Below are 23,930 nucleotides of genomic sequence, written 5' to 3'. Positions count from 1 at the left end.
CACCCGGTCATCTGCTCACCCGGTCACTTGGACTCCACCCGGCCGAGCGGGTCGGCGTCGGCCGTCAGTTCGTCGCGTGCCGTCCGCCAGGCGAGGTCGCCGGGGTAGAGCTCGCTGCGCAGGTACGCCCAGGTGAGCCGCTGGAGTGCGGACACTCGCGCCGGGCTCTCGTCCGTGGTCTCGGCGACGTCGTAGCCGGAGATACCGCCGAGACCGTGCTCCGCGTCGACGAGGGTGAGCAGGGACTTGGGGCCGGGGGCGAGGGTGTACGGGTCGGTGTGCCAGTCCGGGCCCATGACGGTCAGGTGGGCGGAGGCGTCCTTCTCGCCGGCGACCACGAGCGTGGGTGTGGCCATCCGGGAGAAGTCGGTGGTCGAGAAGAAGGGCCAGTTCTCCCTGACGTGCGGGGTGAGGGCGTCGCCTCCCCGGCCGGGCGCGGCGAGCAGTACGCCCGCCCTGATCCTCGGCTCGGTGAGGTTCACTTCCGCTCCGTCCTGCGGGTCGGTGAGCCTGGCGCCCAGCAACAGGCTCGCGGTGTGCCCGCCCATCGAGTGCCCGGCGACGGCGATCCTGTCCCGGTCCAGGCGCCCGGTGAGGTGGGGGACGGCGGCCTCGATCTCGTCGAGCCGGTCGAGGACGCGCGACATGTCCTCGGCCCGTGACCGCCAGTAGAGGGGCGCTCCGGGGGTTTCGGCGGGCAGGTTCAGCGTCGTCGAGCTGAGATGGGTGGGCTGGATGACGACGAAGCCGTGTGCCGCCCAGTAGTTGACGAGCGGGGCGTAGCCGTTGAGGGAGGAGAGGTTGTTCGAGTAGCCCTGGCCGTGCGAGAGGAGGAGGACCGGCAGGTCGTCGTTCCCGGTGGCGGATGGGGTGGCGGGCGCCGAGACGCGCAATCGCAGGTCCACGGCTCGGTCGGGGGTCGGCAGCACTATCGGGGCGATCGAGAGGACGGGGGTTTCCGTCATGACGCGCACTTCCCTTACACTGAAGGCCAAAGCGGAACGTTGTTCCGTTTACGATACGGAGCACTGTTCCGCTTTGTCAAAGGTGCCGAAGGCGGAGAGGGTACAGACGGCGCGGACGGCGTAGTCGACGTAGACCGTGCGGAGAAGGCGGAGGAAGACAGCGTGGCGAACTCTGCAGGCAGGCCGGGCGAGTTGCCGACCCGAGGCAAACGGGCCGACGCGCAGCGCAACCAGCAGACACTGCTCGCCGCCGCCGCAGCGGTGTTCGTCACGTCAGGCGTCGACGCGCCGATCCGTGAGATCGCGGCCAGGGCGGGCGTCGGGATGGGGACGATCTACCGCCACTTCCCGACCCGGGCGGATCTTGTCGTCGCCGTCTACCGTCACCAGGTCGAGGCCTGCGCCGAGGCCGGCCCGACCCTGCTGGCCGGCGCCGACTCACCGCTCGTGGCACTCCGTCAGTGGGTCGACCTGTTCGTCGACTTCCTGGTCACCAAGCACGGCCTCGCCAACGCGATGCAGTCGGACACCAGCGGCTTCGACGCCCTGCACGCCTACTTCCTCGACCGCCTGGTGCCGGTCTGCGCGCAACTGCTCGACGCGGCGGCCGACGCCGACGAGATCAGGCCCGGTACCCAGGCGTACGAGCTGATGCGCGGCATCGGCAACCTCTGCATCGGGCACGACAGCGACCCTCGGTACGACCCGCGCCGCCTGGTGGAACTGCTCCTGACGGGGCTCGCGAGAGCCTGAGGGAGAGTGGAGATGCCCGGCAGGGCCCGCTCTCCCCTTCAAGTCGAAATGGTCCCAGCACGCCGGCGCTACGCCGCCCCGGAGCCCGCCCGGCCCGGGAGGTCCTGCTCGGCCCAGATGATCTTTCCGGCCCGGGTGTAGCGCGTACCCCAGCGGCGGGTGAGCTGGGCGACGAGGAACAAGCCTCGGCCGCCTTCGTCGGTGGTCCGCGCATGGCCCATCCGGGGCGAGGTGTTGCTGGCGTCGGACACCTCGCAGATCAGCTTGTCGTGCCGGATCATGCGCAGCCTGACGGGTCCGGTGCCGTGCCGGATGGCGTTGGTGACCAGCTCGCTGACCACCAGTTCCGTGGTCGTCGCCAGATCCTCCAGCCCCCATCCGAGGAGCTGGCGGACGGCCAGCTCCCTGGCGCTCGCGACGATCGCCGGATCCGTCGGGAGGTCCCACGAGGCGACCCGGTCGGCGCCCAGCGCGTGCGGCCGGGCCAGGAGCAGTGCGACGTCGTCGGTCTGCGGGCCGGTCAGCAGGTTGCTGACGACCGCCGAGCACAGCTCCTCCGGCGGCAGGCCGGACTGCGCGAGCACATCGCTGAGCCGGGACAGTCCTACGTCGATGTCCTGGTCGCTGCTCTCGATGAGGCCATCGGTGTAGAGGGCGATCAGGCTTCCCTCGGGCAGGGAGATCTCGGCGGACTCGAAGGGCAGCGATCCCAGTCCCAGCGGAGGGCCCGACGGGAGGTCGGGAAAGGTGACCTTGCCGCCGGGGGTGACGACGGCGGGCGGTGGATGGCCGGCCCGGGCCATGGTGCACAGCTGGGTGACCGGGTCGTAGACGGCGTAGAGGCAGGTGGCGCCCAGTACGGCGGTGGCTATGGGCTCGTCGTCGCCGCCCTTCTCCTCGGTCAGGCGGATCACCAGGTCGTCCAGGTGGGCCAGCAGCTCGTCGGGCGGCAGATCCATGTCGGCGAGCGTCTGTACGGCCGTACGCAGCCTGCCCATGGTCGCCGCCGCGTTGAGACCGTGTCCGACGACGTCACCGACGACCAGGGCTACCCGGGCCCCGGACAGCTGGATCACGTCGAACCAGTCGCCGCCCACCCCTTCCCGTGCGTCGGTCGGCAGATAGCGCGAGGCCACCTCCATGGCGGTGCCCCCGTTCAGTCCCTGCGGGAGCAGACTGCGTTGCAGGGCCAGCGCGGCGGCATGCTCCCGGGTGTAGCGGCGGGCGTTCTCCACCCACACCGCGGCCCGGCTGACAAGCTCCTCGGCGAGCAGCAGATCGTCCTCCTCGAACGGCTGCGGATGCTCCATACGGATGAAGGAGGCCACCCCCAGCACGGTGCCGCGCACGGACAGCGGCACCCACATCGCCGAGTGCATCCCGAACTCCGCGATGCTCCTGGCCCGCGCCGGATCCTCCGCGATCCACGGGGCGGTGACCGGGTCAAGGAGCGGTTGCAGCACCGCCGTGCCGCTGGCCATGCTCTCGAAGTACGGCGAGGACCTGGGCGCGTCGATGGAGTCGCCGGTGGCGATCACCGACTCCGGGCAGCCCTCGTGGATCGACTGCTGCCCGGCACGCCGTACCTGATACGCGCTGTCGGCCGGCCCCGAACCGGGTTCGTCGCCGTGCAGCACCGCCTCCAGCAGATCGACGGTCACGAAGTCGGCGAGCCTCGGCACCGAGAAGTCGGCCAGTTCCTGGGCGGTCGCCATCACGTTCAGCGTGCCCCCGATACGGGCACTGGCCTCGCTGAGCAGGGCCAGGCGCTCCCGGGCCCGCCATCTGTCGGTGACGTCCATGCCCATGTAGCAGACGCCCAGCGGGTTGCCCTCCGGGTCGTCGAGCCGGAAGAAGGAGGTGGAGTAGGCGTGTTCCTGGTGCGGATCCGCCCAGGTCCAGCCCTGGTACTCGTAGTCGATGACCGGCACGCCCGTCTCCAGCACCCACCGCATCTGCGCTTCGAGAGCCTCGGTGTTCAGGCCCGGCAACGAGTCCGACATCCGGCGCCCGAGCCGCTCGTCGCGCGGCACACCGCCGTAGCGCTCCAGGGTGTCGTTCATCCACACGTACCGCAGGTCCGGGCCGAGCACGGCCATACCGAGCGGTGAGCGGGTGAGGAATCCTTCCAGCACCTCCCCGCTGACCGCCCAGGTCGGAGCCTTCGACACGTCGATCGCCGACACGAGCCAGGCACTGCGGTCATAGGTGTCGGACATCGCGGTCACCCGCAGCCCGACCTCGATCCGACGGCCGTCACGGTGCCGGGCGCCCACGAGGCCGCCCCAGCTCTCCCGGGTTCCGCACTCCCCGACGACCTCGGCCGCCCGTACCGCGTCCTCCGGCCGCGCCAGCAGAATGACGGCGGGACGGTCGAGCACCTCCGGCCCGCTGTATCCCAGAAGGCGCTCGGCGGCGCCCGTCCAGCCGATGACCGTGCCCTTCGCATCGATCACGGCGGCGGCGACGTTCGCCGTCTCGAACGGTCCATGCGTTCCGTCCGGTGTCACCTCGCTCGGGAACATCATGAAGGCCGTCCCATCTGGCGGATGACATATCGGCAATTCTATGACGTATCACCCAGCACTGCTCCCCGCCCTCGGCGGCACGCCCCCGAGGGATATGGCGTACGTGCACTCGTCCTTCGGGGTCGGCCCCGCCGCGTCCGGGCACTGTGAAGCGCAAAATCGTCGACCAGGTGATCGACGAGCTCACCACGCACACCTGGATCGAGGAGAACATCTGGCCAAGGACCACGTCCTGGAAAGCGTCGAGGAGCACCACGTCACGGTGTGGATGCTCTCCGAACTCAAGGACCTCGACCCGAAGGACGAACGGTTCGACGCCAAGAAGACCGTCCTCATGGAGGACGTCCGCCACCACGTCGAGGAAGAGGAGAAGGAGTGGTTCCCCGACGTCCGGAAGGCCATGGGCCGCAACCGCCTCACCGAACTCGGCGAGGAGATGGAAAAGGCGGAGAAGAGGGCACCGGACGACCCCCCTGGCCGTGCCCAGCGCCGATCGGTAGCCGACCGACGTAGGCCGTCCCCTGCTCCTGGTACGCGGCGAAGGCGCGGGGCGACGGCTTGGTCGGCGAGGACCAGGTCAGGTCGGGTCAGGTCAGGTCAGGTCAGGTCAGGTCATGGGGCGGGGCGCCCTGCCTGCGGTTACCTGAACGCATCCTGACTGCCGCGCGGCTTTCCCGGCTCGCCGGGTCCGGCCTGATCACGATGGGCCGATGCACCTCCGCGCCGCGTCCTGGCTGCGGCACCGGCTCGGCCGTGCCGTGGTTCTCGCCTATCTCCTGGCCCTGTTCCTGCCCGGACCGGGCCTGTGGCTGCGCCGGCCCCACCTCTTACCGCTGACCCACCTGACGCTGCACACCGCACCGCTCCTGCTGTCCCTGGTGCTGTTCTCGGCCGGGCTCCAGGTGCCCGTCCGCGAGCTGGGCCGTCTGCTGCGGCACCCGAAGGCGCTGCTCGCCGGACTCGTACTGCACCTCGCCATCCCGCTGGCCGTCGTGCCGTTCGTCGCGCTCCTGCTGCGGCGCACCCCCGACTCCGACGGCGGCAGCGGGCTGCTCACCGCCATGATCCTCGTGGTGGCGATGCCCGTCGCCGCGGGGGCCACCGTGTGGACCGACAGGGGCGACGGCGACCAGCCCACGATGGTGGGCCTCGTCCTGGCCTCCACCCTCCTCAGCCCGCTCACCACCCCCTTGCTGCTGGAGACGCTGGCGCCGCTGCTGAGTGGCGGCTACGGACAGGTACTCGTCGACACCGGCAGGCTGGCTCAGAGCGGATTCGGCCTGGCCACCGTGGTCCTGCCCTGCGCGGCCGGCCTTCTGGGCGCTCTCGTCCTGTCCGCGCGGTGGCTGCGCCGGCTCCACGGGACGGTGACGCCGCTGGCCCTGACCGGCTCGCTGGTCCTGACCTACGTCAACGCCGGCGGCGCCCTCGGATCCGTCCTCACCCGGCCCCGCCCGTTGCTGTTCGCCGCCGCCCTGGCCGTGGCCGCCGTGGTCTGCCTGTTGTCCTTCGCTCTCGGCCGAGCCGCCGCCCGCGTCCTGCGGCTGGAGGCGGGTACCGCCTCGTCACTGACACTCGCCTGCGGCATGAACAACAGCAGCGCGAGTGCGGTCCTGATCACCGCGTCCCTGCCCGACAAACCGCACCTGCTGCTACCGGTCCTCGCCTACGGGCTCCTCCAGAAGACCGCCGCGAGCCGGATCGTCACCCTCCTCCGCCCCGATCCCGCACGCGATCCCGCTCCTGATCCCCATCCCGGCTGACGGTCGGCCACCTCGTTACGTCACTGGACGCGATCGGGGCCGATCACGGCGTGACACCGGGCCGGACGTCCTTGCGAGAGGCGGCCAGACAGCCGACGAACCCGAGGATGGCCACCGTCCAGGACAACGTGACCGGCCCCAGGCCCAGGTCGAGCCCTCCCCGGCTGTGGCCGACGGCCATCCAGTCGGCGACGGAGGCACCGAGCGGCCGGGTGATGACGTACGCCGCCCAGAACGCGGCCACCGCGTTCAGGCCGCCCCAGCGATGAGCGGCGGCCGGAACGGCGATCGCGGCCGCGTACAGGACTGCGGAGCCCAGGTATCCGAGGCCGATGGTGGCGGTGAGGTCGCCCACGGCGGTGCCCAACGCGAAGGTGGCCAGCACGGCGGCCCAGTAGAAGGTCTCGCGGCGCCGGGTGTGGATGCTGTGGATGGACAGGGTGCCCTCGCTGCGGTACCAGAGGGCGAAGACGGCAGCCAGCGTGACCATGAAGAAGGGTGTCGACAGCGCGTACGGCACACCGAGGCCGACATGCAGGACATCGGCGGCCATGGTGCCGAACACGCTGACCATGACGATCGCCGTCCAGTAGATCCAGGCCACGTACCGCCGGACAGCGAACTGCACCGCCAGAGCAGCCACCAGAGCGGTGCCGCCGAGGCCGACCGCGGGGATCGGACCGAACAGACGGGCCAGCCAGTCGGAAGCCGTCTCCCCCATGCCGGTCGTCAACACCTTGATGATCCAGAAGTAGACGGTCACCTCCGGCACCTTGCTCGCCACGTGTCCTGCGTGGCGCGGAGGCCGACTTTCGGTGAGGTGATCTGTCGTCATGGCAGGCACGATGACATGACGCCCGACCGTTCCCCCAGACCCCTTTGCCAGAGCTTTGGTGCTTCTGGTGCCCGAGTTGCCCGAGGCCCGGCTGAGCCTGAACACAACCTGAGCGCAGTGACCGATGAGCTGGTCAGCGGCGCGCGTCAGTGCTATTCGCGATCTTCCGACGTTGCCACAACGGCAGAACCGCAGGAACGCGGCAGCCGACAGCCCGAATACTCAGTGGGATGGACAACCCTGCAGTGGCGATCGCGCCGCCCGCAATGGGCCGGGCTCGTTGCTTCCACGTAGTTGTCGAGCGCCACGTCGTTGTCCCGCTGGGCGAGGGCGGTCTTGGCCGCCGCCCTGACCTGGGGATGCCCGAGGAGCAGGGCCTCGACCCGCACACCGTGCGCCTTCAGCTGGGTGTCGGTGCGGCCCAGGTGCTCGAGAACGCCGTCGGGACGGCGCCTCGCCAGATCGCCGGTGCGGTAGAGCCGGCCCGGGCCGAACGTTTTCGGTACGGACTTCCGTGCCGTCAGTTCCGGCCGGCACAGGTATTCCCGTGCCAGGCCCGCGCCCGCGACGCACAGCTCGCCGACGGCGCCCGGCGCCGCCCCCGGAACGAGTCCGGGAGCGTAGACCGGTATGTCCGCCCGCACCACCGCCTCCGCCGTGCCCACCGTGTTCGCCGTCGTTTGCTCCCTCTCCCGCACCGTCGACTCCGTCGCGGCGAGGTCCCGCACGCCCGCTGCCTCTGAGGGAGCTGTCGGACCGGTCAGCAGGGCGGCGGCGACCTCCTGCTCGACGAGCCGCAGTCGGAGCAGGAGGTCGGTGGACTCGGGTTCCGTGCGTCAGCGGGTTCAGCACGGGCTGCGCCAGCGGCCCAGGTCGAGCCGTTTGCGCATCGAGTCGAGGCCGAGGCGCTTGGCGATCGGGCAGAACGTGCTCTTGGGCTCGCTGTACTCCACGTGGAAGACGGCCTTGTCCGCCTTGACGAAGGGACTCAGCGAGGAGCATTCGTCGTACTCCGCGCACTGCTCGTTCACCGCGAAATCGAAGTCACCGACCAGCTCGGGGATCTGTTCCAGGTCGTTCTTGAGACCGACCGCCATGCCCCTCTCGTGCGCGAGGCCCGCGATCATACGGTTGTATGCGAGCTGGTGGGCGGCGGTCAGCGGGAAGCCGGTGTCGTTGGTGTAGCCGTCGAGGAGGTCGGGCTCGACGGCGTCGAAGCCCTTCTTACGGCACATGTCGAGACGTGCGGCCATGATGGGGCGGAGCACCGAGCGGCGGCGGATGTCGAGCCAGCGCTCGCCGCGCCAGCCGTCGGAGCGGCCGAGGACGGAGGCCGGGAAGGCACCGCGGTCGGGGCGGAAGGACTCCCAGGCACCGGCGTTGAGGTAGCAGATGACCTTGCGGCCGCTCCTGTGGAGGCGGCGCACGACGGCGGCGCTGTTCTCGAAACCGTCGATGTCGTAGACGGGCACGGCTACGCGGGTGTCGACGCGGCCAGAGAGCTGCCACTGCCAGGCCGTGCCGGGGCGCGGTTGCCAGCGCGCGGCCGACAGGTGTTCGTCGGGAGTGCGGTCCGGGGTACGGCCCGGGGCGGCGACGCACCCGGTGAGCAGCCCCGCGAGCACTGCCGTGAACAGCAGGTACACCACTGACAGCGGGAGTGGCAGGCGGCGGGTCGCGAACCTCATGTGGTTCCCCTCCTCAGGGCGGGGGGCAGGGCGGCCCAGGGGTTCGCGCCCTCACCCGGTACCGCGCAGTGGATGTCGGCCCGGCGGTTCCGTGCGGTGCGGGCGGCGAGATCGCACAGGCCGTCGGGGATGCCGTGGATCAGATGACAGAAGCGGCTCGGCGGGTACGCCTCCGTCCAGGAGGGCGTGGCCGAGGTGAGGTAGGTCTGCCAGTCCCCTTCGAAGGTGACCAGCAGATCGGCGATGGAGGCGTAGCCGGGATCAGGATGGAGTCCCGGGTTGAGCGCGACGGTGCCGGCCCCGTGGTCGCGGGCATCGTCGGCCAGTGCGCGGTAGTACGGCAGCAGGCCGGCCTCGGCGCCGGCCTGATCGAGGAAGACGCCGTCGGTTCCGTACCAGCCGATGTGGTGGCGCAGCTCGTCGAGCACCGTCTGCCGGGGACGGGTGCCGTAGGCGGTGTCGAGGTATCCGAGCACGCGGACGCCCGCCGTACGCAGCGCCCCGGCGGCGGCGGCGAAGGCCGGGTCGCGGGTCACGCCGGGGCCGTCGGCGACGTTGAGGACGACGCCGTACAGCCGCGACGGGACCCGCGTCAGAGCCTGCCACGCCGCTGGGTCCACGGCGGGGTGGACGTACAGCGGAACAAGCAGTCGCCCGTGTGTCATACCGGAGCCGGGGTCGGGGCCGGGGGTGTGCCGGTGCGCGCGTTCCACAGGTCGGCGAGGGAGGTGGCGAGGGTACGTTCGGGGTGCCAGCCCAGAGCCGTGGCGGCGGCCGTGATGTCCGCCTGCTGCCAGGAGATGGCCGACGAGCGCCGGGAACCGGTGCCGTTCTCGTCGATCCGGCCGTGGAATCCGCTGATCCGGGCCAGGCCTTCCGCGACCTCACGGACCCGGGTGGCGCTGCCGCCCGCGATGTTGAGGACGCGGGGCAGCGGACCGGGCGTGGTGGTGGCGAGGGCGGCGGCACGGGCCACGTCCCGTGCGTCGACGAAGTCGCGGTACGCGGACAGGTCACCGACCCGCACGGTGCCGTCCGGCCCGGCGCGCAGCAGTTCGTCGGCGAGCCGCCCGGGCAGGCTGGTGCCGGGCGAGCCCGGGCCGAGGGGGTTGAACACCCGGAGGACGACGGCGTCCAGCTCGGCCTCGGCGACGGTCAGCGAACCCGCCAGTTTGGTGGCCCCGTACGCGCCCTGCGGACAGGTGGCGGAGTCCTCGCCGAGCGGCTGCGGCTGCTGCCCGGCGGTCGTCCCGTACTCGCCGGCGGATCCGAGATGGACCAGCCGTACCGGGATGTCGGCCGCGGTCAGGGCCTCGCACAGCACGGCGGGCCCCCGGGCGTTGGTCTCCGCCAGCAGCAGCGGGCCGCCTCCGACGGCACCGGCGCAGTTGACGACGGCGTCCGGGGCCAGCGCGCGCAGGTCGGCGGCGAGAGCGGGGACGGTCGTGGTGGTGAGGTCGACCCGCAGGTCGGCGCCCGGGGAGCGCCCGGCGTGGAGCACCCGGACGCCGGACAGGGCGCGCAGGTGCTCCGTGATGTGCCGGCCGAGGAACCCGGTGGAGCCCAGGACGAGGACGCGCATCAGGTCACGCACCCTTCAGCAGCAGGTCGCGGTAGGTGGTGAACTCGGCGTTCGCCCGGTCGTAGTCGTCCGGGCGGCCGATGTCCAGCCAGTAGCCGTCGAACTCGTGGGCGGCCGGGGGCGTGCCGTCGCGGAGCAGGTCGAGGACGAGTTCGTCGAAGCCGAGCGGCAGACCGGGGGTGTAACCGTCGAGGGTGGAGCGGGAGAGTCCGTAGACGCCCATGGAGACCCGGTAGTCCAGGGTCGGCTTCTCGGTGAAGGCGACGACCTGCTTGCTGTCGGTGGTGAGGACGCCGAAGTCGATCCTGACCTTGCGGCAGTACGTGGCAATGGTCAGCGGCGCGCCGTCTACCTGGTGACCGCGCAGGACGGCGCGGAAGTCCAGGTCGGTGAGGATGTCGCCGTTCATGACGAGGAAGTGCTCGGGCAGCCGGTCGAGCATGGTCAGCAGCGGGCCCATGGTGCCCAGCGGGCTGTCCTCGGTCGAGTAGTCGACGCGCATACCCCATTGGGAGCCGTCGCCGACGTAGGCGCGGATGATGTGGCCGAGGTGGCCGATGGCGATGGTGCAGGTGGTGAAGCCGGCGCCGGCGAGCTGCCGCATCACGATTTCCAGGATGGCGTGCTGGTCACCGATGGGGACGAGCGGCTTGGGCAGGGCGGTGGTGTACGGGCGCAGCCGGACACCTTTGCCTCCGGCCAGAATGACTGCGTGCATGGCGGACTCCAGTTGTCGGTCGGTCGGTGGTGGACGGCCTGGGACGAGTCGTCGGACTCAGACGTTGTAGATGGCGGTCTTGTAGCGGGCCAGGTTCGCCGGGTCGGAGAAGAACCGGATGGTCTGCTCCAACCCCTCCTGGAGGCTGTGGGCCGGTTCCCAGCCGGTCGCGGCGCGCAGCCGGGAGGCATCGCAGACCAGCCTCATCACCTCGGACGCGGCGGGCCGGATGCGCTGCGCGTCCTCCCGGACCTCCAGCTCGGCCCCCATGAGCTTGCCGACCAGCGTCACCAGGTCGCCGACCGAGATCTCGCCGCCGGTACCGGCGTTGAAGGTGCGGCCGACGACGGCCTCGGCGGGAGCGGTGCCCGCCGCGAGGAACGCCTGGGCGGTGTCCTTGACGAAGAGGAAGTCCCGCGTGGGCCGCAGGTCGCCCAGGGCGATGGTCCGCTCCCCCGCCGCGACCTGCCCGATGACGGTCGGGATCACCGCCCGCATGGACTGGCGCGGCCCGAAGGTGTTGAACGGCCGCAGAGTGACCACCTGGGTGCCGAAGCTCGCGTGGTAGCTGTCGGCCAGCCGGTCACCGCCCGCCTTGGAAGCGGCGTACGGGGACTGGGTGTTGATGGGGTGGTCCTCGGTGATGGGGACGGTCTGCGCGGTGCCGTACGTCTCGCTGGTGGAGGTGTGCACCATCCTGGGGATGCCGAGCCGGCGTACGGCTTCCAGCACGTTGAGCGTCCCGGTGACGTTCGTGGCCACGTAGCTGTGCGGTGCCTGGTAGGAGTACGGGATCGCGATCAGCGCGGCCAGGTGGTAGACGGCCTCGGTGCCGGTGAGCAGGTGCTGCACCGACCCGGCGTCGCGTACGTCGCCGAGTACGACCTCCACACCGTCCATCACGTCCTGCGGCAGGGTCTCCAGCCAGCCGTAGGAGGAGAAGGAGTTGTACTGGGCCATGGCGCGTACCCGGTGTCCTGTCGCGACGAGCGCCTCCACCAGGTGCGAGCCGATGAATCCCTCGGCACCGGTTACCGCGACGGTTACGGGAGCGGACGAGCTCACGGATCTGTCTCCTCTGAATCTGGATGTGAATCTGGATGTGAATCTGGATCGACGGGATACGGGGATCCGGTCAGCGGTGGGCCGTGGTCCGGCCCATCCGGGTGCACGCGACCGCCACCAGCACGGCCGTCGCGCAGCCGCAGGCCACCAGTTCGGCGGCTGCCGGGCTGAGCGGAGCAGGTCCCCAGTGGCCTCCGCCCGACAGGGCCAGCTCCGCCCCGGCGGCGGCGAGACAGGCCATGGCGGACGGCCAGGCGATTCCGGCCGCCTGGAGCAGCAGGGCGACCCAGAGCGCCGCGCCGAGGGCGAGCAGCGGCAGCGGCGGCACCCTGGTGACCAGCGCCGGGGCGGCGAGCACCGCGAGGTACTGGGTCAGGCACAGGGCGAGCACGCCGGCCGCCCGGAGCCGGAAACCCCGAGGGGTTCGGCTGCGTCGCAGAGCGGTGAGGGTCAGACTCCGGTAGCGGTAGAGCAACCACTCCGCCGCGCCCATGCTCAGCGTCAGCACGACGGCGGCCGACCTGCCCGCCGCCGGGGCCATCAGCGTCAGCGCCCCGCCGGCCAGGCCGAACAGCCCGTACGGGACGGAGGCGCTGAGCCGGGCGGTGCCCGGTGCCGAGAAGCCTGTGGTGCGCAGCGACCGTACGATCTCCCGTACCGCCGACAGCACCGCAGCCGCGACGGTGGCCAGCAGCAGCACGACGACCGGCACCGGGCCGGGGCGCCACAGCGGTATGCAGGCCGCTCCGGCCGCCGTCGGTACGAGCGCGATCAGCAGGTGCTGTTCGCGTCCCAGAACGAGCAGCACCGTGGCCGCCGCCAGATAGAGCGCCTCTCCCGCCGCGAACGCCGCGACGGTGCCCGTCCCCGAGACGGCCAGTGCGGCAGCCGCCGCTGCCGTGACCCCGGCCGGGGCCCCGAACAGCAGGCACCGCGCGGCTGCCCGTCGGCCGCCCGAGGCGAGCCGTACGTAGGCGCGGTGGGCCAGCGCCTGGTTCCAGGCCCAGGCCACGAGTGCCGAGGCGGCGAGCCCGATGACCCGGCCGGGCAGCAGCCCCGCGCCCAGCAGGTAGGCCAGCCCCGGCAGGCCGAACAGCATCCCCCGCAGCAGGCACTGCCGCGGGTCGGCCCGCCAGGGGTCGGGCACCGGTCCGGGGTCCGGGAAACGGCGCGGCACCCGGGCGTACAGCTCCTCCGCGACGGCGAACAGGTCCCGTCGCCCATAGCGGGTGGTGATCTGTTCGTGGGTCAGCCCGTCGGACTCCAGCACCGCGGCGATCTCGTCCGGGTGAACGGCGGCCCCGCACACGTCCGCCATCCGTTCGGCGAGCTCGTCGAGCGGGTCGTCGGCCCAGGCCGGCCGCGGCGGCGGGGTCGGGGCCGGTATCGGCAGGCGCAGTACCAGGGTTGTCTCGTCGCCCAGTCGGTTCACCACTCACCTCCGGCCCGTCGGGCGCGCGGCGCCGGGTCCGCGGCCCGGTACGCCCGGTCCTCGCCCGCCGCCAGCGCGCCGTAGATCTCCCGGAAGGAGTCGATGGTGTGCCGGAGGGTGAACTGATCGATCACCCTCAGCCGTGCGGCCTCGCCCATCCAGGCCCGGCGGGCGGGCGCGCGCAGCAGTTCCAGGGCTGCCCGCGCCATCGCCTCCGGTTCGCGCGGCGGTACGACGATTCCGGCGTCGCCCACTGCCTCGCGGACCCCGCCGACGTCGGTGGAGATGGTGGCCCGGCCGCATGACATGGCCTCGATGAGGGTGAAGGGAAAGCCCTCGCTGATGCTGGAGAGCATCACCACGGTGCCCGCCGCGTAGGCGTCGCGGATGTCCTCCACCCGGCCCTCGAAGGCCACCGCCTCGGCGATGCCCAGGTCCCGGCCGAGAGCCTGGCAGCGTTCCCGGTAGGCCTGGCCGCCGCTGGGCGTGCCGCCGAACAGCCGCAACCGCACCTCGGGCATCTCCCGGCGTACCAGGGCGAAGGCCCGGATCAGTGTCTCCAGGTCCTTGATGGGATCGACGCGCCCCGCCCAGGCCAGCGTGGGGATCTCCGGTTCCGGACCGGCGGGAGGAAAGGCCCCCGGGTCCACACCGTTGTAGACGGTACGGATCTTGTCGGGTGCGGTGCCGCCGCGTTCCTCCCAGCGCCGGTTGTAGTGGTTTCCCGGCGTGACGAGCGCGGCGCGGGCGTAGGTCTCCTGTGCCAGCAGCCGGAAGAAGCCGAGCAGCAGTGCCTTCACCGGCCAGCGGGAACCGCCGGCGCCGTAGCCGATGTACCGCTCGCGCAGGTAGACGCCGTGTTCGGTGAGCAGCAGGGGTGTGCCGTGCAGGTGCTGGGCCAGCAGCCCGGGGAGGGCCGCCAGTCCGCCGCTGACCGCGTGGGTGATCCCGTCCCTGGGTGGGGCGGTCGCCAGTGGGCGCAGGGCGTGTTCCAGCAGGTCGGTCGCGGCCAGTGCGTCGTGCATCGTCGGCCGGGCGGCGTGGGTGGGCAGGTGCGGACGGTTCCAGACGGCGGCCAGGGTGCGTAACGCCGCCTCGGTGCGCAGCGACGCCGTCAGTTCTCCGTACCGGGCCCGTGCCGCGAGGCCGTAGAGCCCTTCGGCGAAGCGCTCCAGGGTGCTGGGGCCGGCATGGAAGCCTGCACCGGGGCCTGCACCAGGGCCGGGGCCGGGATCGAGGAGGGCCAGCAGGAACATCTCGTAGGTGTCGAGGAAGCTCCGCAGCCGTCGGCCGCGCGGTACGCGGCCGGTCGGCGTCGGTCCCCAGGTGGGTATGGAGACCACCTTGCTGACGTGCGCGGGTGTCTCCCAGGTGACGGGCTCGCGGCCGTCAGCGGTGACCGCGAGTATCTGGAAGTCCACGTCGGGTATCCCGCGGACGAGCTGATCGCACCAGACACTCACTCCGCCCTGGCTGTGCGGGTAGGTGCCCTCGGTGAGCATGGTGACACGGGTCGCGCCGGTGTTGACGGCCGCGATGGTCCTGCCCATGCCGGACGGCAGCGTGTCGCCGAATGCCGGCATGGTGCGGTCGGTCCTTGCCAAGTTCCCCGTATCCCTGTGTCCCCGTGTCCCACGGTGTCTGTCGGTCCGGCTGGGACGGTTGCGCCCGTCGTCGTGCCGACCGTCCACGTCGTGCCGGCCGTGCCCGTTGATCACGGTCAGCGCTTGCGGCGGACGGTGTCGCCGGGGCCTGCCGGGACGGGGTTGGCCACACCACTGGGCACACGCGTCGCGGGCGCCGGTGCCTCCACCTCGGCGGTGCCGGTGGCGGTGGGAGCCGCGGGCGTGGCCTGCGGGGTCAGTTGCAGGGTGATCGAGGCCTGCAGCGTGCCGGGGGTGGTCCAGCCGGACAGCTGCCCGGCGTAGGCGGTGCCGAAGGCGGTGCTGCCGAGCAGCTGCTTCTGGACGGTGCCGACGGGCATGGTCGCGCTGGTCTGGGTGCCGTTCGGCGAGCTGACGGTGACCGTGTTGCCGATCCGGTAGGCGGTGACCTGGTTGTTCTTCACGGCGGCGGACCAGGCGGCGCGGTTCTTCAGCTCGGTCCCGATGTCCTTCAACCGCAGGTTGACCAGCGGGGTGTTGGCCGCGTAGAGACCGCTGTAGTCGCCCAGGATCCTGTCCAGCACCGGGTAGGCGATGCGGTCCTCGGCGAGGTTCGACTGATGGATGTACACCGGCCGGGGGTCGTTGGAGAGCGCGTGCCCGAGGGCGATGCGGCTCTCCAGCGGGACGATGTACGAGGTGTAGCCGGTCTGGGGGTCCAGCGGGGCACTCAGGCAGGTGGTGGTCGAGGAGCCCTCGCAGATGCCGCTGCCGCCGTTGGCCTTGCTGGTGTAGATGAAGTTGTACTCGTCCACCTGCTCGGCAGCGCGGCCCACGTTGTAGTAGACGTTCATCGGGAAGCGCGGCGCGGTGAGGGCGGAGCCGATCTGGCGCTGCTGCGGGTCCCGGGAGTTGTCGCTGGCCAGCCACTTCACCCCGGTGGCGGTCAGGGACGGGGCCAGGTTGGGGTTGTCGGTGGGCTGCTGCGGCAGCACCTTCATCCCGGAGTGCTCACCGGTGACCAGTTCCGTGTTGTCGAGGGCGAGGCCCTTGCCGCCCGCCCAGGAACGGTTCTGGGTGATCTGCGAGCTGATGTCGGCCTGGCTGACCCACTGGATCTTTCCGCTCGCGTCGGTGGAGCACTTCCACGGCACCACGCTGACGTCCTGGACGCAGCCCAGGAACGGGTGCTGGTAGGTGTGGTTGACCCAGCGGAAGGCGCTCCTGTCGGCGATGAGCTGGTTCGCCGTCGGGTCGGCGCCGCCGTGTTCCGCCTTGTAGTCCTCGCTGCCGCCCCCGTTGAACACCATGTCCAGGGTGAGCCCGCGGCCGGCGGACCACTGCTTGGCGTACTGGGCGTCGGTGGCCGTCATCCGGATCGGGTCGGGGCTGGCGCCCTCGCCCGGGGCGCAGTCCACGTCCCCGGGGGTGCAGTTGAGCGAGGTGTTCCACCGGTCGTCGCCGAGGAGGACATCGTCGACGTGGACCGCGAAGTAGTTGCGGTCGGCGCCCAGGTGGATGCCCTGGGTCAGCCACTCGACGATGCCCCGGCTGAGCAGCCGGTACTGCTGCTGGTACTGGTTGTAGACGAAGTTGACGACCAGTTCCCGGCGCCCGTCGTGGGCGTACTCGCCGACGAGCGAGCCGCGCTCGGAGCTGCCCGGGATCGGGGCGTCCACATAGCTGGTGAACGTGGCCCCGGCCTGCTGCTGGGCGAGCGGCACGGCCAGATAGCCGTAACTCTCGGCCACGCCGGGCGCGTTGTCCTCGAAGGGGACGTTCCCGCCGAGGTAGCCGAACGGTCCGGTCTTCCCGGCGGACGTCACCTGGGCGGTGGCGCCGTCGAGCGAGCCGATGTACCCGGGCGCCTGCGCGTAGTTCAGGCCGACCTCGGGCCTGGCGTAGGTGTAGGCGTCGGCCTGCCGGATGCCGAAGGTCCGCTCGAAGGTCACGAGGGCCGCCATCTCGGCGGAGTCGGCTCCGAACGGGTTGTCGTTCGGCAGAACGACGGCCTGGTACTTGGCCCTGGGACGGCCGCTGACGGTATCGCTGAGGAAGCCCGCGTTGATCTGCGGTCGCCCGCTGTCGGCCAGGTTGACCCTGGTGTACGGGGTACCCGCCGAGTCGAGTTCGGCGGTGATGGCCCCGGTGGCCGGGCCTCCGTCATCGACGACGAGCACCTTCAGGTCGATCCGCGGCTCCACCGTGGCCGCCCTCGTGGTTATGGGCGACGTGACGAGCGTGAGCACGGCAGCGCTGCCGCACACACCGGCTTTCAACAGCTTGCGACGCATGATGAACTCCCCCCAGCGCCGCAGGTCGAGTGCGGCACGGCATAACAGTGGATCAGATATCGATCAGATAGTGATAGGAATTGCGCAGGCATGCCTACTCGCGGGCACGACCGCGCCAAGTGTGAATACAGCCGCGCATACGTGAATCCCTCGACCCCGCACCCCGTCGCCCAGAGGTATATCACCATCCGATCTACCGTCGAGGCTTATGGCCTGGTGCGCCAGAGGCCCATGGGAGCCCGTCCGCGTAATCGGAATAGTGCGCCGAAATCCCACGACCCGAACAAAAGATCAAGAAGACGCGCAGCCCAGAGAGCACTCACAAGACAGGCGAAGCGCCGGGGGGACCCTCGGAGCCTCGCCCGGGACCTCACCGACCGGCCGCAGATCGGATCACCCGATGGTGCGATTCCGACGAGATGACCGTACGAATTATCCCCGCATCCGCTAAGCGACCCTGCGCCCACCGACTCGGTGACCGATCCTGATCGATCCTGACCGAAGAATAAAATATGCGACTGGAGTACGAGGCCAGAAAGAAATGGTGACCCTGCCCTCGACAAAGCCCGAACTTCCTTGCGTACTCAGCCCGAGGACGACAGCGTCGAGGTCGGTGAGCAGACTGTCGGCAAAGCCGCGGAGGCCACCGTCGGGGCGAAGGAGCGCACATGTCCGGTGGCAGCTTCTGGTTCGGGACAGCAGGCCAGGATGGCTTTGAGTTTCCGCCGGTCGCCGTCGCCCATACGGTCGGGGTTGCGGGTGATCCAGCGAGTTACCTCGCGGATACCGGGTGGCGTGCGGGGCCGGGGCGTCGCCGGACAGCCGTCTGTCGCGCGTCACGCCGAAATGCGCCGTGCAAGGTCCACACGCGCGGCGCGCAGAGCGCGAAGCCGAAGGTGTAGGGGGTTCCCTCATGCTTCGGCCGGTCCGATACGGAACGCTGATCCGGGCAACCGGCTGCCGTGGCGGCGAACCGAACAGAAGGACACCCATGAGACGTCTCTCCATAATCCGCAACGCAGGCCGCGCAGTGCTCGCCTCAGTCATCGTCGCGGCACCGTTGTCGGGCGGCGTCGCGCATGCCGAACCGGGGCCGGCAGGCACGGCACCGATCAGCAACTCCGCCGGCGGGCCGTCGATCTCCGCCGACGGCCGCTACGTCGCGTTCGCTTCGTCGGCAAGGGATCTGGTGGCCGGCGACACCAACCGAGCGGACGACGTCTTCGTGCGCGACCGGCAGACCGGCGTCATCACCAGGGTCAGCGTCGACTCCGCGGGCAACCAGGTCAACAACGCGAGCCGGAATCCGTCGATCTCCGCCGACGGCCGCTACGTCGCGTTCGAATCCACCGCGTCGAATCTGGTGGCCGGTGACACCAACCGCTACCGCGACGTGTTCGTGCACGACCTGCAGACCGGTGAGACGACCAGGGTCAGCGTCGGCAGAGGCGGCGAGCAGAGCGACAGTGAGAGTTTCCATCCGTCGGTCTCCGCCGACGGCCGATTCGTCGCGTTCGACTCTCCCGCGTCGAACCTGGTGTTCGGCGACACCAACGACATCCACGACGTCTTCGTACGCGACCGGCAGACCGGTGAGACCAGCAGGGTCAGCGTCGACTCCAACGGTCGCCAGGGCGACGGCATCAGCCAACTGCCGTCGATCTCGGCGGACGGGCGTCAGGTCGCCTTCTCCTCCGGGGCGAAGACACTGTCCTTGTTCCCCGACAACAACCGCGCGGACGACGTGTTCGTGCACGATCGACTGACCGGGTACACCGACCGGATCAGCGTCAGTCCCGGCGGCGACGAAGGCGACTCCGCCAGTCGCACCGCGAGCATCTCGGCCGACGGCCGCTACGTCGCGTACGAATCCACCGCGTCGAACCTGGTGGCCGGCGACACCGGCGGTCGGACTGACACCGACATCTTCCTGTACGACCGGGTCACCGGGACGACGACGCAGGTGAACCTCGGCTCCGACGGCCTGGGCGACGGCGGAACCCCCGGCCAGGAGCGGACGACGCTCTCGGCCGACGGCCGCTACATCGCGTTCGTGTCCGGCGAGGACAAGCTGGTGCCCGGCGACACCAACTCACGGTGGGACGTGTTCGTACGAGACCGGGTGACCGCCACCACGACCAGGGTCAGCGTCGCCGGCGACGGCTCGCAGAGCGACGGCTACAGCTCCAGCGCCTCGATCTCGGCCGACGGCCACCACGTCGCTTTCACGACCAGCGCGACGAACCTGGGCGGTGACGGCACCAGCCGGAACTTCAACCTGTACGTACGCGACCTCGGCAACTGAGTCGTCGGCCGCCGTGGAGGCCTCAACCACGCGCCGCGGCGGCCCACACTCCGGCCAGAGCGGTACGACCGGAGACGCCGACCTTTGTGTAGACCCGGCCCAGATGGACTTCGACGGTCTTGGGACTCAGGTTCAGCCGGAGGCCGATGTCCCGGTTGGTCAGGCCGTCCGAGGCCAGGTTGGCTATCTCGGCCTCACGGGCGGTCAGATCGAACCGCTCGACGCCGCTCTCGGGCCGGGGGCCGCGCGCATTCAGGCGCCGCTCCTCGCGCGCGACCTGCGGCAGGAACAGTCGCGCGTCACACCGGGTGAACAACGCGCGGGCGGACATGAGGTGTGCGCGGGCCTGGTCGATCGCCCCGCTGCCGCCGAACGCCGTCGCGGCGAGCAAGTGCGCCCGCCCGGCCTCCACGGCCACCCCGATCCGACCGAACGTGTCCGCGGCGGCGACAGCGAGCGGTGCGGCCGCCGCCGGATCCCTCGGCAGCGTGGCGATCGCGCGAGCCTGCTGTGCCATGGCGGTACGCAGCGGAAGATCGAGCCGGCCGGCCGCGACCTCCGCCCGGTCCGCCCATGCCGTGGCCGCGGCGATCCGACCGGCCGCGACCTCCGCCTCCGTGAGCATCAGGTACACCAATGGCCTGGTACGGACACCCACCGCGGGCAGCTCGGCCCCACCGCCATGGGTGAGCAGCAGGTCTGTGCAGGCGTGCGGATCACCCGAGTGCAGCATCGCCTGCGCCAGCATCGCCTCGGCCTGGCCACTGCGCCAGGAACTCATGGCCGTCGCCTGGTCGTCGGCGACGACAGCCTCCTTGCCCAGGCGGATCGCCTCGGCAAGGTCGCCGCGCCAGGTGGTGATCCAGCACCCGAAGGTCAACGCCATGACGCGCAGTTCCTCGCTGCCGGTGAGTTCCGCCGACTCCAGGCTGTCGTCGAAGCAGGTCGTCGCCGCCGCCAGCTCACCGAGGTATGCATGCACCATGCCGCGGATCGCGGTCAGCAGTGCGATCTTGTGGGACTGTCTGCTCTCGCGGGCCAGTCGCAGGCCACGGCTCACGTGCCGGCTCGCCGCCGTGAGGCGGTCGGCGGAGATCTCCGACCAGCTGAGCCAGAACGCCGCGTCGATGTCACAGACCAGGTCGCTGTCGGGCAGCGCGTCCAGGAGTGCGGCCGCCTCGTCCAGCCGGTCCGTCTGCCGGTCGATGAGCGTCGCGGCCGACAACGCCGTCGCCAGCAGCATCGGATCCCCGACTTCCCGCGCGGCGGCGATCGCCTCGGCCACCCGGTCCTGTCCGTGCTCGCGCTCGACACTCTCACCGGCGACGAGCGCGACGAGCAGGACGGCCGCCGAGCGGGCGTCCACGCCTTCGACGCGTTTCCACTCGCTGTGCAGCATCGCCCTGGCCTCGGTGTAGTGCCCGAGAATCTGCTCCACCGTCGCACAGGCCCGCGCTGTCTGTGCCCGGATCTGGGTGAGTTCGGCGGGCAGGAGCCGCAGCACCTCGTACATGGTCTCCCTGGCCTGCCGCAGGTCGCCCGTGGCTCCGAGTGCCTGTGCCAGTCGGCCGAGCAGGATCAGGCGCTGTGGCGTGGCCGTCTCCGAGTCGGGAAGCAGCCGGATGGCCGCCCGCAGGAAGTGCCCGGCGGTCATCGGCGTGGTGTGCATCGTCGCCTCGGCCGCCTCGGTGAGCGCCGCGACCGCGTCGAGGTCACCGCGGACGGCGGATCGCTCCACGTGCCGGGCGAACTCGGCCGGCGGCGCGCCCCGGCTCCGGAGTGCCGACGCGGCCCGGCCGTGTGCCTGAAGCCGCCAGCCGGGACCGGCGTCCTGGTAGGCGATGCTGCGCACCAGCGGATGCCGGTACCGGAACCGGCCGGTCGCGCCGTCGAGCCGCACCAGGTCACGCTCGGCGAGCCGGTCGAGCACGGCGAGCACGGAACCTGGGTCCATTGCGGCCGTTTCAGCGAGCGAATCGGCCTCGAAGTCGTCGCCCACGACCGCGGCGGCGTGCGCGACGACTCGCTCCTGCGGGGTCAACGCGGCCAGCTCGGCGGCGAGCACCGCGCGGACCGCCACCGGGATCGCCCCGTCGGGGTGGAGCGCCGCGTCACCGACAGGTATCCCCCGCTCACCGGCCCGCACCAGGGCTTCCAGGTAGAACGGGTTTCCGCCACTGGCCTGGTAAAGCTCTTCCCGCCGGGAACGGCCCAGCCTTTCCGGCATGAGGCGGCCGGCATCGGCCTGGCTCAGCGGCGCGAGTTCCAGCAGCTCGGCCACCCCGTCGGTCGCGGCGCGGGACAACGCGTGCCACAGCCGCAGCGACGTCTGCCGGGGCCTGCCCGCCAGTGCCAGGACCAGCCGCGCCTGGGGCGGGTGGCGCAGTAGGTGGTCGAGCAACTCGACCGAACCCTCGTCCGCCCAGTGCAGATCGTCGAAGACGAGCACCAGCCCGGACGGCTCGGCGAGCAGCTCCAGCAACGCCCGCACCGCCCGGTGCAGCCGGTACCGCTCCGCGTCGACCAGGTCGGTGGGACCGGAGGCGGGAAGCGCCGGAAACATGGTCGCGAGAAGTGCGAGCTGCTGTTGTCCGAGGGCGGCCAGACGCTCCGGGCCCAGCTCGGCGAGCTGGTCGTCGAGCGCGTTGACGAACACACCGAACGGGATGCGGGACTCGAACTCCGCCGCGCGCCCGCTGCGGACCGTCCATCCTGCTGTGTCCGCGAGCTTCCCGAGCTCCGTCAGCAGCCGGCTCTTGCCGATCCCCGGTTCGCCGGTGACCGCGACGCACCAGGTGTCACTCTCGCCCGCCAGCACCGAGCGCAGGATCGCGACTTCTCGCGCCCGGCCGGGTAGTCCGCCGACGGGCTTCCCTCTCGCTTCGTCAGTCATGCTGGCGTCGACTCTTTCCGTCCGCGACCAGTCGATCGTATCGACGCTCACGCGCCTTCGGCAGACGGCCGAGCCGATCACCTCGGTCCACGCACAGCCTCAAGAAGCCCTCAGCACACACATCCCAAGGTCAAGAAAACAAAGAAACCCCAGGTCACGGCGAGTGAGTCCTGGGGTTTCTCGGAGCCGCCTTCGGGATTCGAACCCGAGACCTACGCATTACGAGCAGTAACAGGTATCGAACCCGATCATGGGGCTCACCTGCGGCTTTGAGGATCCGAACCCTCGGCGGACCGCTGACCTGCTGCTATTCCAGCCCTCGGGTTCCCTGTCGGTCCCCGTCACTCCCGGTCGCTCTCGAACACTCCGTCCCCGGGGTGTCCCCGTGAGCCCCGTTGTCCCCGGAGCGTCCCCGATGGTCCCGCATGGAACCGGGGGCGATGACCTGCGGGGAAGGGATCCCGAGGAAGCCGCAGCTGTCGGGCGTGGCACGGTTCTCGGGACCTACACACTGCCACTCGGACGCTGCGTACTTCTGTGTCCCCGGAAGCCTGCGCGTATCAGTCTGCCCCAATTGGCCTCTCCACGGGGCGGATGTCGCCGAACCAGAGGTGGCGGTACGCCCGGCGGAGTTGATCGAGGTCACCGGTGACCGCGCGGCCTAGGGCGTCAGCGACGAGCGTGTGGAGACTACTGCGGGCCAGCTGGGCGGCGGCCCAGGAGAGTACGAGTTCCTGGCGGGGCTTGTAGGCCACGAGGGCGTTCGTGAGGCGCGTTGACGCTCGAAGGCCGAAATCCGGTTTGCCCTTGTACTGGATGATTTCCGGGCCGTTCATATTCAGCCAATCTTGGGTGCGCTCGGCGTACCAGCGAATGAGGGCTTTTCGGGCCTGGTCGGGGTGGCGGCGACGAAGGTGTGCGTCTTCTGGTCGTTCGGCGCGCACTGACGTACGTTCGGTTCCATGACACGCCGTGAGATCCCGGCTGGCGACCCCGTGAGCGGCTGGTGGGCCCACCTGGAGGAGCAGACTCGTCGGGAGGTCGACGCGAACGTGCTGCGTGACCGCCGGATGATGGCGATCAAGGCCGTGTGGGAAGCCCTGCGCCCGCTGGAGTTGGGTCTGGCAGAGGCCGAGCAGGTGGTCCACGCTCGCTACGAGGCCCTTGGCGACCTCGTGCAACACAGGCCGCCCGACCCGCTCGACCTCCCCTCGCTCAAGACCCGTGCTTCGGCCTTCCCTGGCCGGGTGGCAGCGGTCGAGGCACTCTGGGACGGCGACACCGTCCACGACTGGTTTGTCCTGTTGGTTGCGGTCCTGGACGCCCCGGCGGGGGAAGGCCACCTGGCGACCGTCTACCACCGCCGTGGCGGCCCACCGCCAGGCACCGCTGCAGCCAAGGCGGGCCAGGCCCTGGCCGACTGCCTCGAGGTGCCGTTTCATTTCGCCTCTCCGAACATCCCCGACGTCGAGGCACCACGCTGGCGGACAGCGTAGGTATCCGGC

At 70.6% G+C, this 23,930-nt stretch carries 18 protein-coding genes; 4 read left to right on the top strand and 14 right to left on the bottom strand.

Translation table 11 applies throughout. The annotated features are described in order from the left end of the window. Nucleotides 1-23 precede the first annotated feature (23 nt). Nucleotides 24-965: a chlorophyllase gene (locus PV734_RS24250; protein WP_319096989.1), complete on the bottom strand. Its 942-nt coding sequence runs from the start codon at nt 963-965 to the stop codon at nt 24-26. A 162-nt stretch (nt 966-1,127) separates the two neighbouring features. Here PV734_RS24250 and PV734_RS24245 point away from each other — a divergent pair, with 162 nt between their 5' ends. Beyond that, a complete protein-coding gene (locus PV734_RS24245) occupies nt 1,128-1,718 on the top strand; it encodes a TetR/AcrR family transcriptional regulator (protein ID WP_319096990.1) in 591 nt (196 codons plus the stop codon). Nucleotides 1,719-1,786: 68 nt separating this feature from the next. On the opposite strand, the gene PV734_RS24240 is transcribed toward PV734_RS24245, so the two are convergent. Continuing rightward, complete coding sequence (locus PV734_RS24240; protein ID WP_415924256.1) at nt 1,787-4,246, bottom strand: SpoIIE family protein phosphatase; 2,460 nt, start codon at nt 4,244-4,246, stop codon at nt 1,787-1,789. 710 nt (nt 4,247-4,956) lie between these two features. Here PV734_RS24240 and PV734_RS24230 point away from each other — a divergent pair. Next, on the top strand, nt 4,957-6,009 hold the full coding sequence (locus PV734_RS24230; protein ID WP_319291814.1) for a sodium-dependent transporter: 1,053 nt from the start codon (nt 4,957-4,959) through the stop codon (nt 6,007-6,009). 43 nt (nt 6,010-6,052) lie between these two features. Here the strand turns inward: PV734_RS24230 and PV734_RS24225 are convergent, their stop codons facing one another. The 10 genes from PV734_RS24225 to PV734_RS24180 all read right to left on the bottom strand — a co-directional run bounded on the left by PV734_RS24225 (nt 6,053) and on the right by PV734_RS24180 (nt 17,227). Then, entirely contained in the window at nt 6,053-6,844 is a 792-nt protein-coding gene (locus tag PV734_RS24225) for a hypothetical protein (protein ID WP_319096993.1), read from the bottom strand. A 152-nt stretch (nt 6,845-6,996) separates the two neighbouring features. Continuing rightward, a complete protein-coding gene (locus PV734_RS24220) occupies nt 6,997-7,572 on the bottom strand; it encodes an AMP-binding protein (protein WP_319291811.1) in 576 nt (191 codons plus the stop codon). Nucleotides 7,573-7,689: 117 nt separating this feature from the next. After that, nucleotides 7,690-8,532: an endo alpha-1,4 polygalactosaminidase gene (locus tag PV734_RS24215; protein ID WP_319291808.1), complete on the bottom strand. Its 843-nt coding sequence runs from the start codon at nt 8,530-8,532 to the stop codon at nt 7,690-7,692. Further along, nucleotides 8,529-9,197 carry a spherulation-specific family 4 protein gene (locus tag PV734_RS24210; RefSeq protein WP_319291805.1) on the bottom strand — a complete coding sequence of 223 codons (669 nt, stop codon included), beginning with the start codon at nt 9,195-9,197 and terminating at the stop codon, nt 8,529-8,531. Before PV734_RS24210 ends, PV734_RS24215 begins: the two co-directional genes overlap by 4 nt. Further along, the gene (locus PV734_RS24205) at nt 9,194-10,114 is read right to left on the bottom strand and encodes an NAD(P)-dependent oxidoreductase (protein ID WP_319291803.1); all 921 of its coding nucleotides are present in this window, start codon (nt 10,112-10,114) and stop codon (nt 9,194-9,196) included. The genes PV734_RS24210 and PV734_RS24205 overlap by 4 nt, the downstream gene beginning before the upstream one ends. Before the next feature lie 4 nt (nt 10,115-10,118). Further along, nucleotides 10,119-10,832, bottom strand: a complete 714-nt coding sequence (locus PV734_RS24200; protein WP_319096998.1) for a nucleotidyltransferase family protein — start codon at nt 10,830-10,832, stop codon at nt 10,119-10,121. Between the two features lie 57 nt (nt 10,833-10,889). Further along, nucleotides 10,890-11,897, bottom strand: coding sequence for an SDR family NAD(P)-dependent oxidoreductase (locus PV734_RS24195; RefSeq protein ID WP_319096999.1), 1,008 nt, complete (start codon nt 11,895-11,897; stop codon nt 10,890-10,892). Between the two features lie 70 nt (nt 11,898-11,967). Then, complete coding sequence (locus PV734_RS24190) at nt 11,968-13,329, bottom strand: hypothetical protein (protein WP_319097000.1); 1,362 nt, start codon at nt 13,327-13,329, stop codon at nt 11,968-11,970. Further along, entirely contained in the window at nt 13,326-14,912 is a 1,587-nt protein-coding gene (pelF, locus tag PV734_RS24185; RefSeq protein WP_415924255.1) for a GT4 family glycosyltransferase PelF, read from the bottom strand. The genes PV734_RS24190 and pelF overlap by 4 nt, the downstream gene beginning before the upstream one ends. A gap of 137 nt (nt 14,913-15,049) precedes the next feature. Next, on the bottom strand, nt 15,050-17,227 hold the full coding sequence (locus PV734_RS24180; protein WP_319291800.1) for a hypothetical protein: 2,178 nt from the start codon (nt 17,225-17,227) through the stop codon (nt 15,050-15,052). A gap of 991 nt (nt 17,228-18,218) precedes the next feature. On the opposite strand from PV734_RS24180, the gene PV734_RS24175 reads away from it, so the two are divergent. Next, nucleotides 18,219-19,532 carry a hypothetical protein gene (locus tag PV734_RS24175; RefSeq protein WP_319097002.1) on the top strand — a complete coding sequence of 438 codons (1,314 nt, stop codon included), beginning with the start codon at nt 18,219-18,221 and terminating at the stop codon, nt 19,530-19,532. 22 nt (nt 19,533-19,554) lie between these two features. Here the strand turns inward: PV734_RS24175 and PV734_RS24170 are convergent, their stop codons facing one another. After that, nucleotides 19,555-22,425, bottom strand: a complete 2,871-nt coding sequence (locus PV734_RS24170) for a helix-turn-helix transcriptional regulator (RefSeq protein ID WP_319291797.1) — start codon at nt 22,423-22,425, stop codon at nt 19,555-19,557. Nucleotides 22,426-22,985: 560 nt separating this feature from the next. Then, nucleotides 22,986-23,369, bottom strand: a complete 384-nt coding sequence (locus PV734_RS24165) for a hypothetical protein (RefSeq protein WP_319291794.1) — start codon at nt 23,367-23,369, stop codon at nt 22,986-22,988. A gap of 18 nt (nt 23,370-23,387) precedes the next feature. On the opposite strand from PV734_RS24165, the gene PV734_RS24160 reads away from it, so the two are divergent. After that, nucleotides 23,388-23,921, top strand: a complete 534-nt coding sequence (locus PV734_RS24160; RefSeq protein ID WP_319291792.1) for a hypothetical protein — start codon at nt 23,388-23,390, stop codon at nt 23,919-23,921. Nucleotides 23,922-23,930: the final 9 nt, after the last annotated feature.

Source organism: Streptomyces sp. AK08-02, from assembly GCF_033795085.1.
Lineage (GTDB): Bacteria > Actinomycetota > Actinomycetes > Streptomycetales > Streptomycetaceae > Streptomyces > Streptomyces echiniscabiei.
Note: the sequence above shows the minus strand (reverse complement) of the source record. Positions and strands in the feature narration are given on the sequence as shown.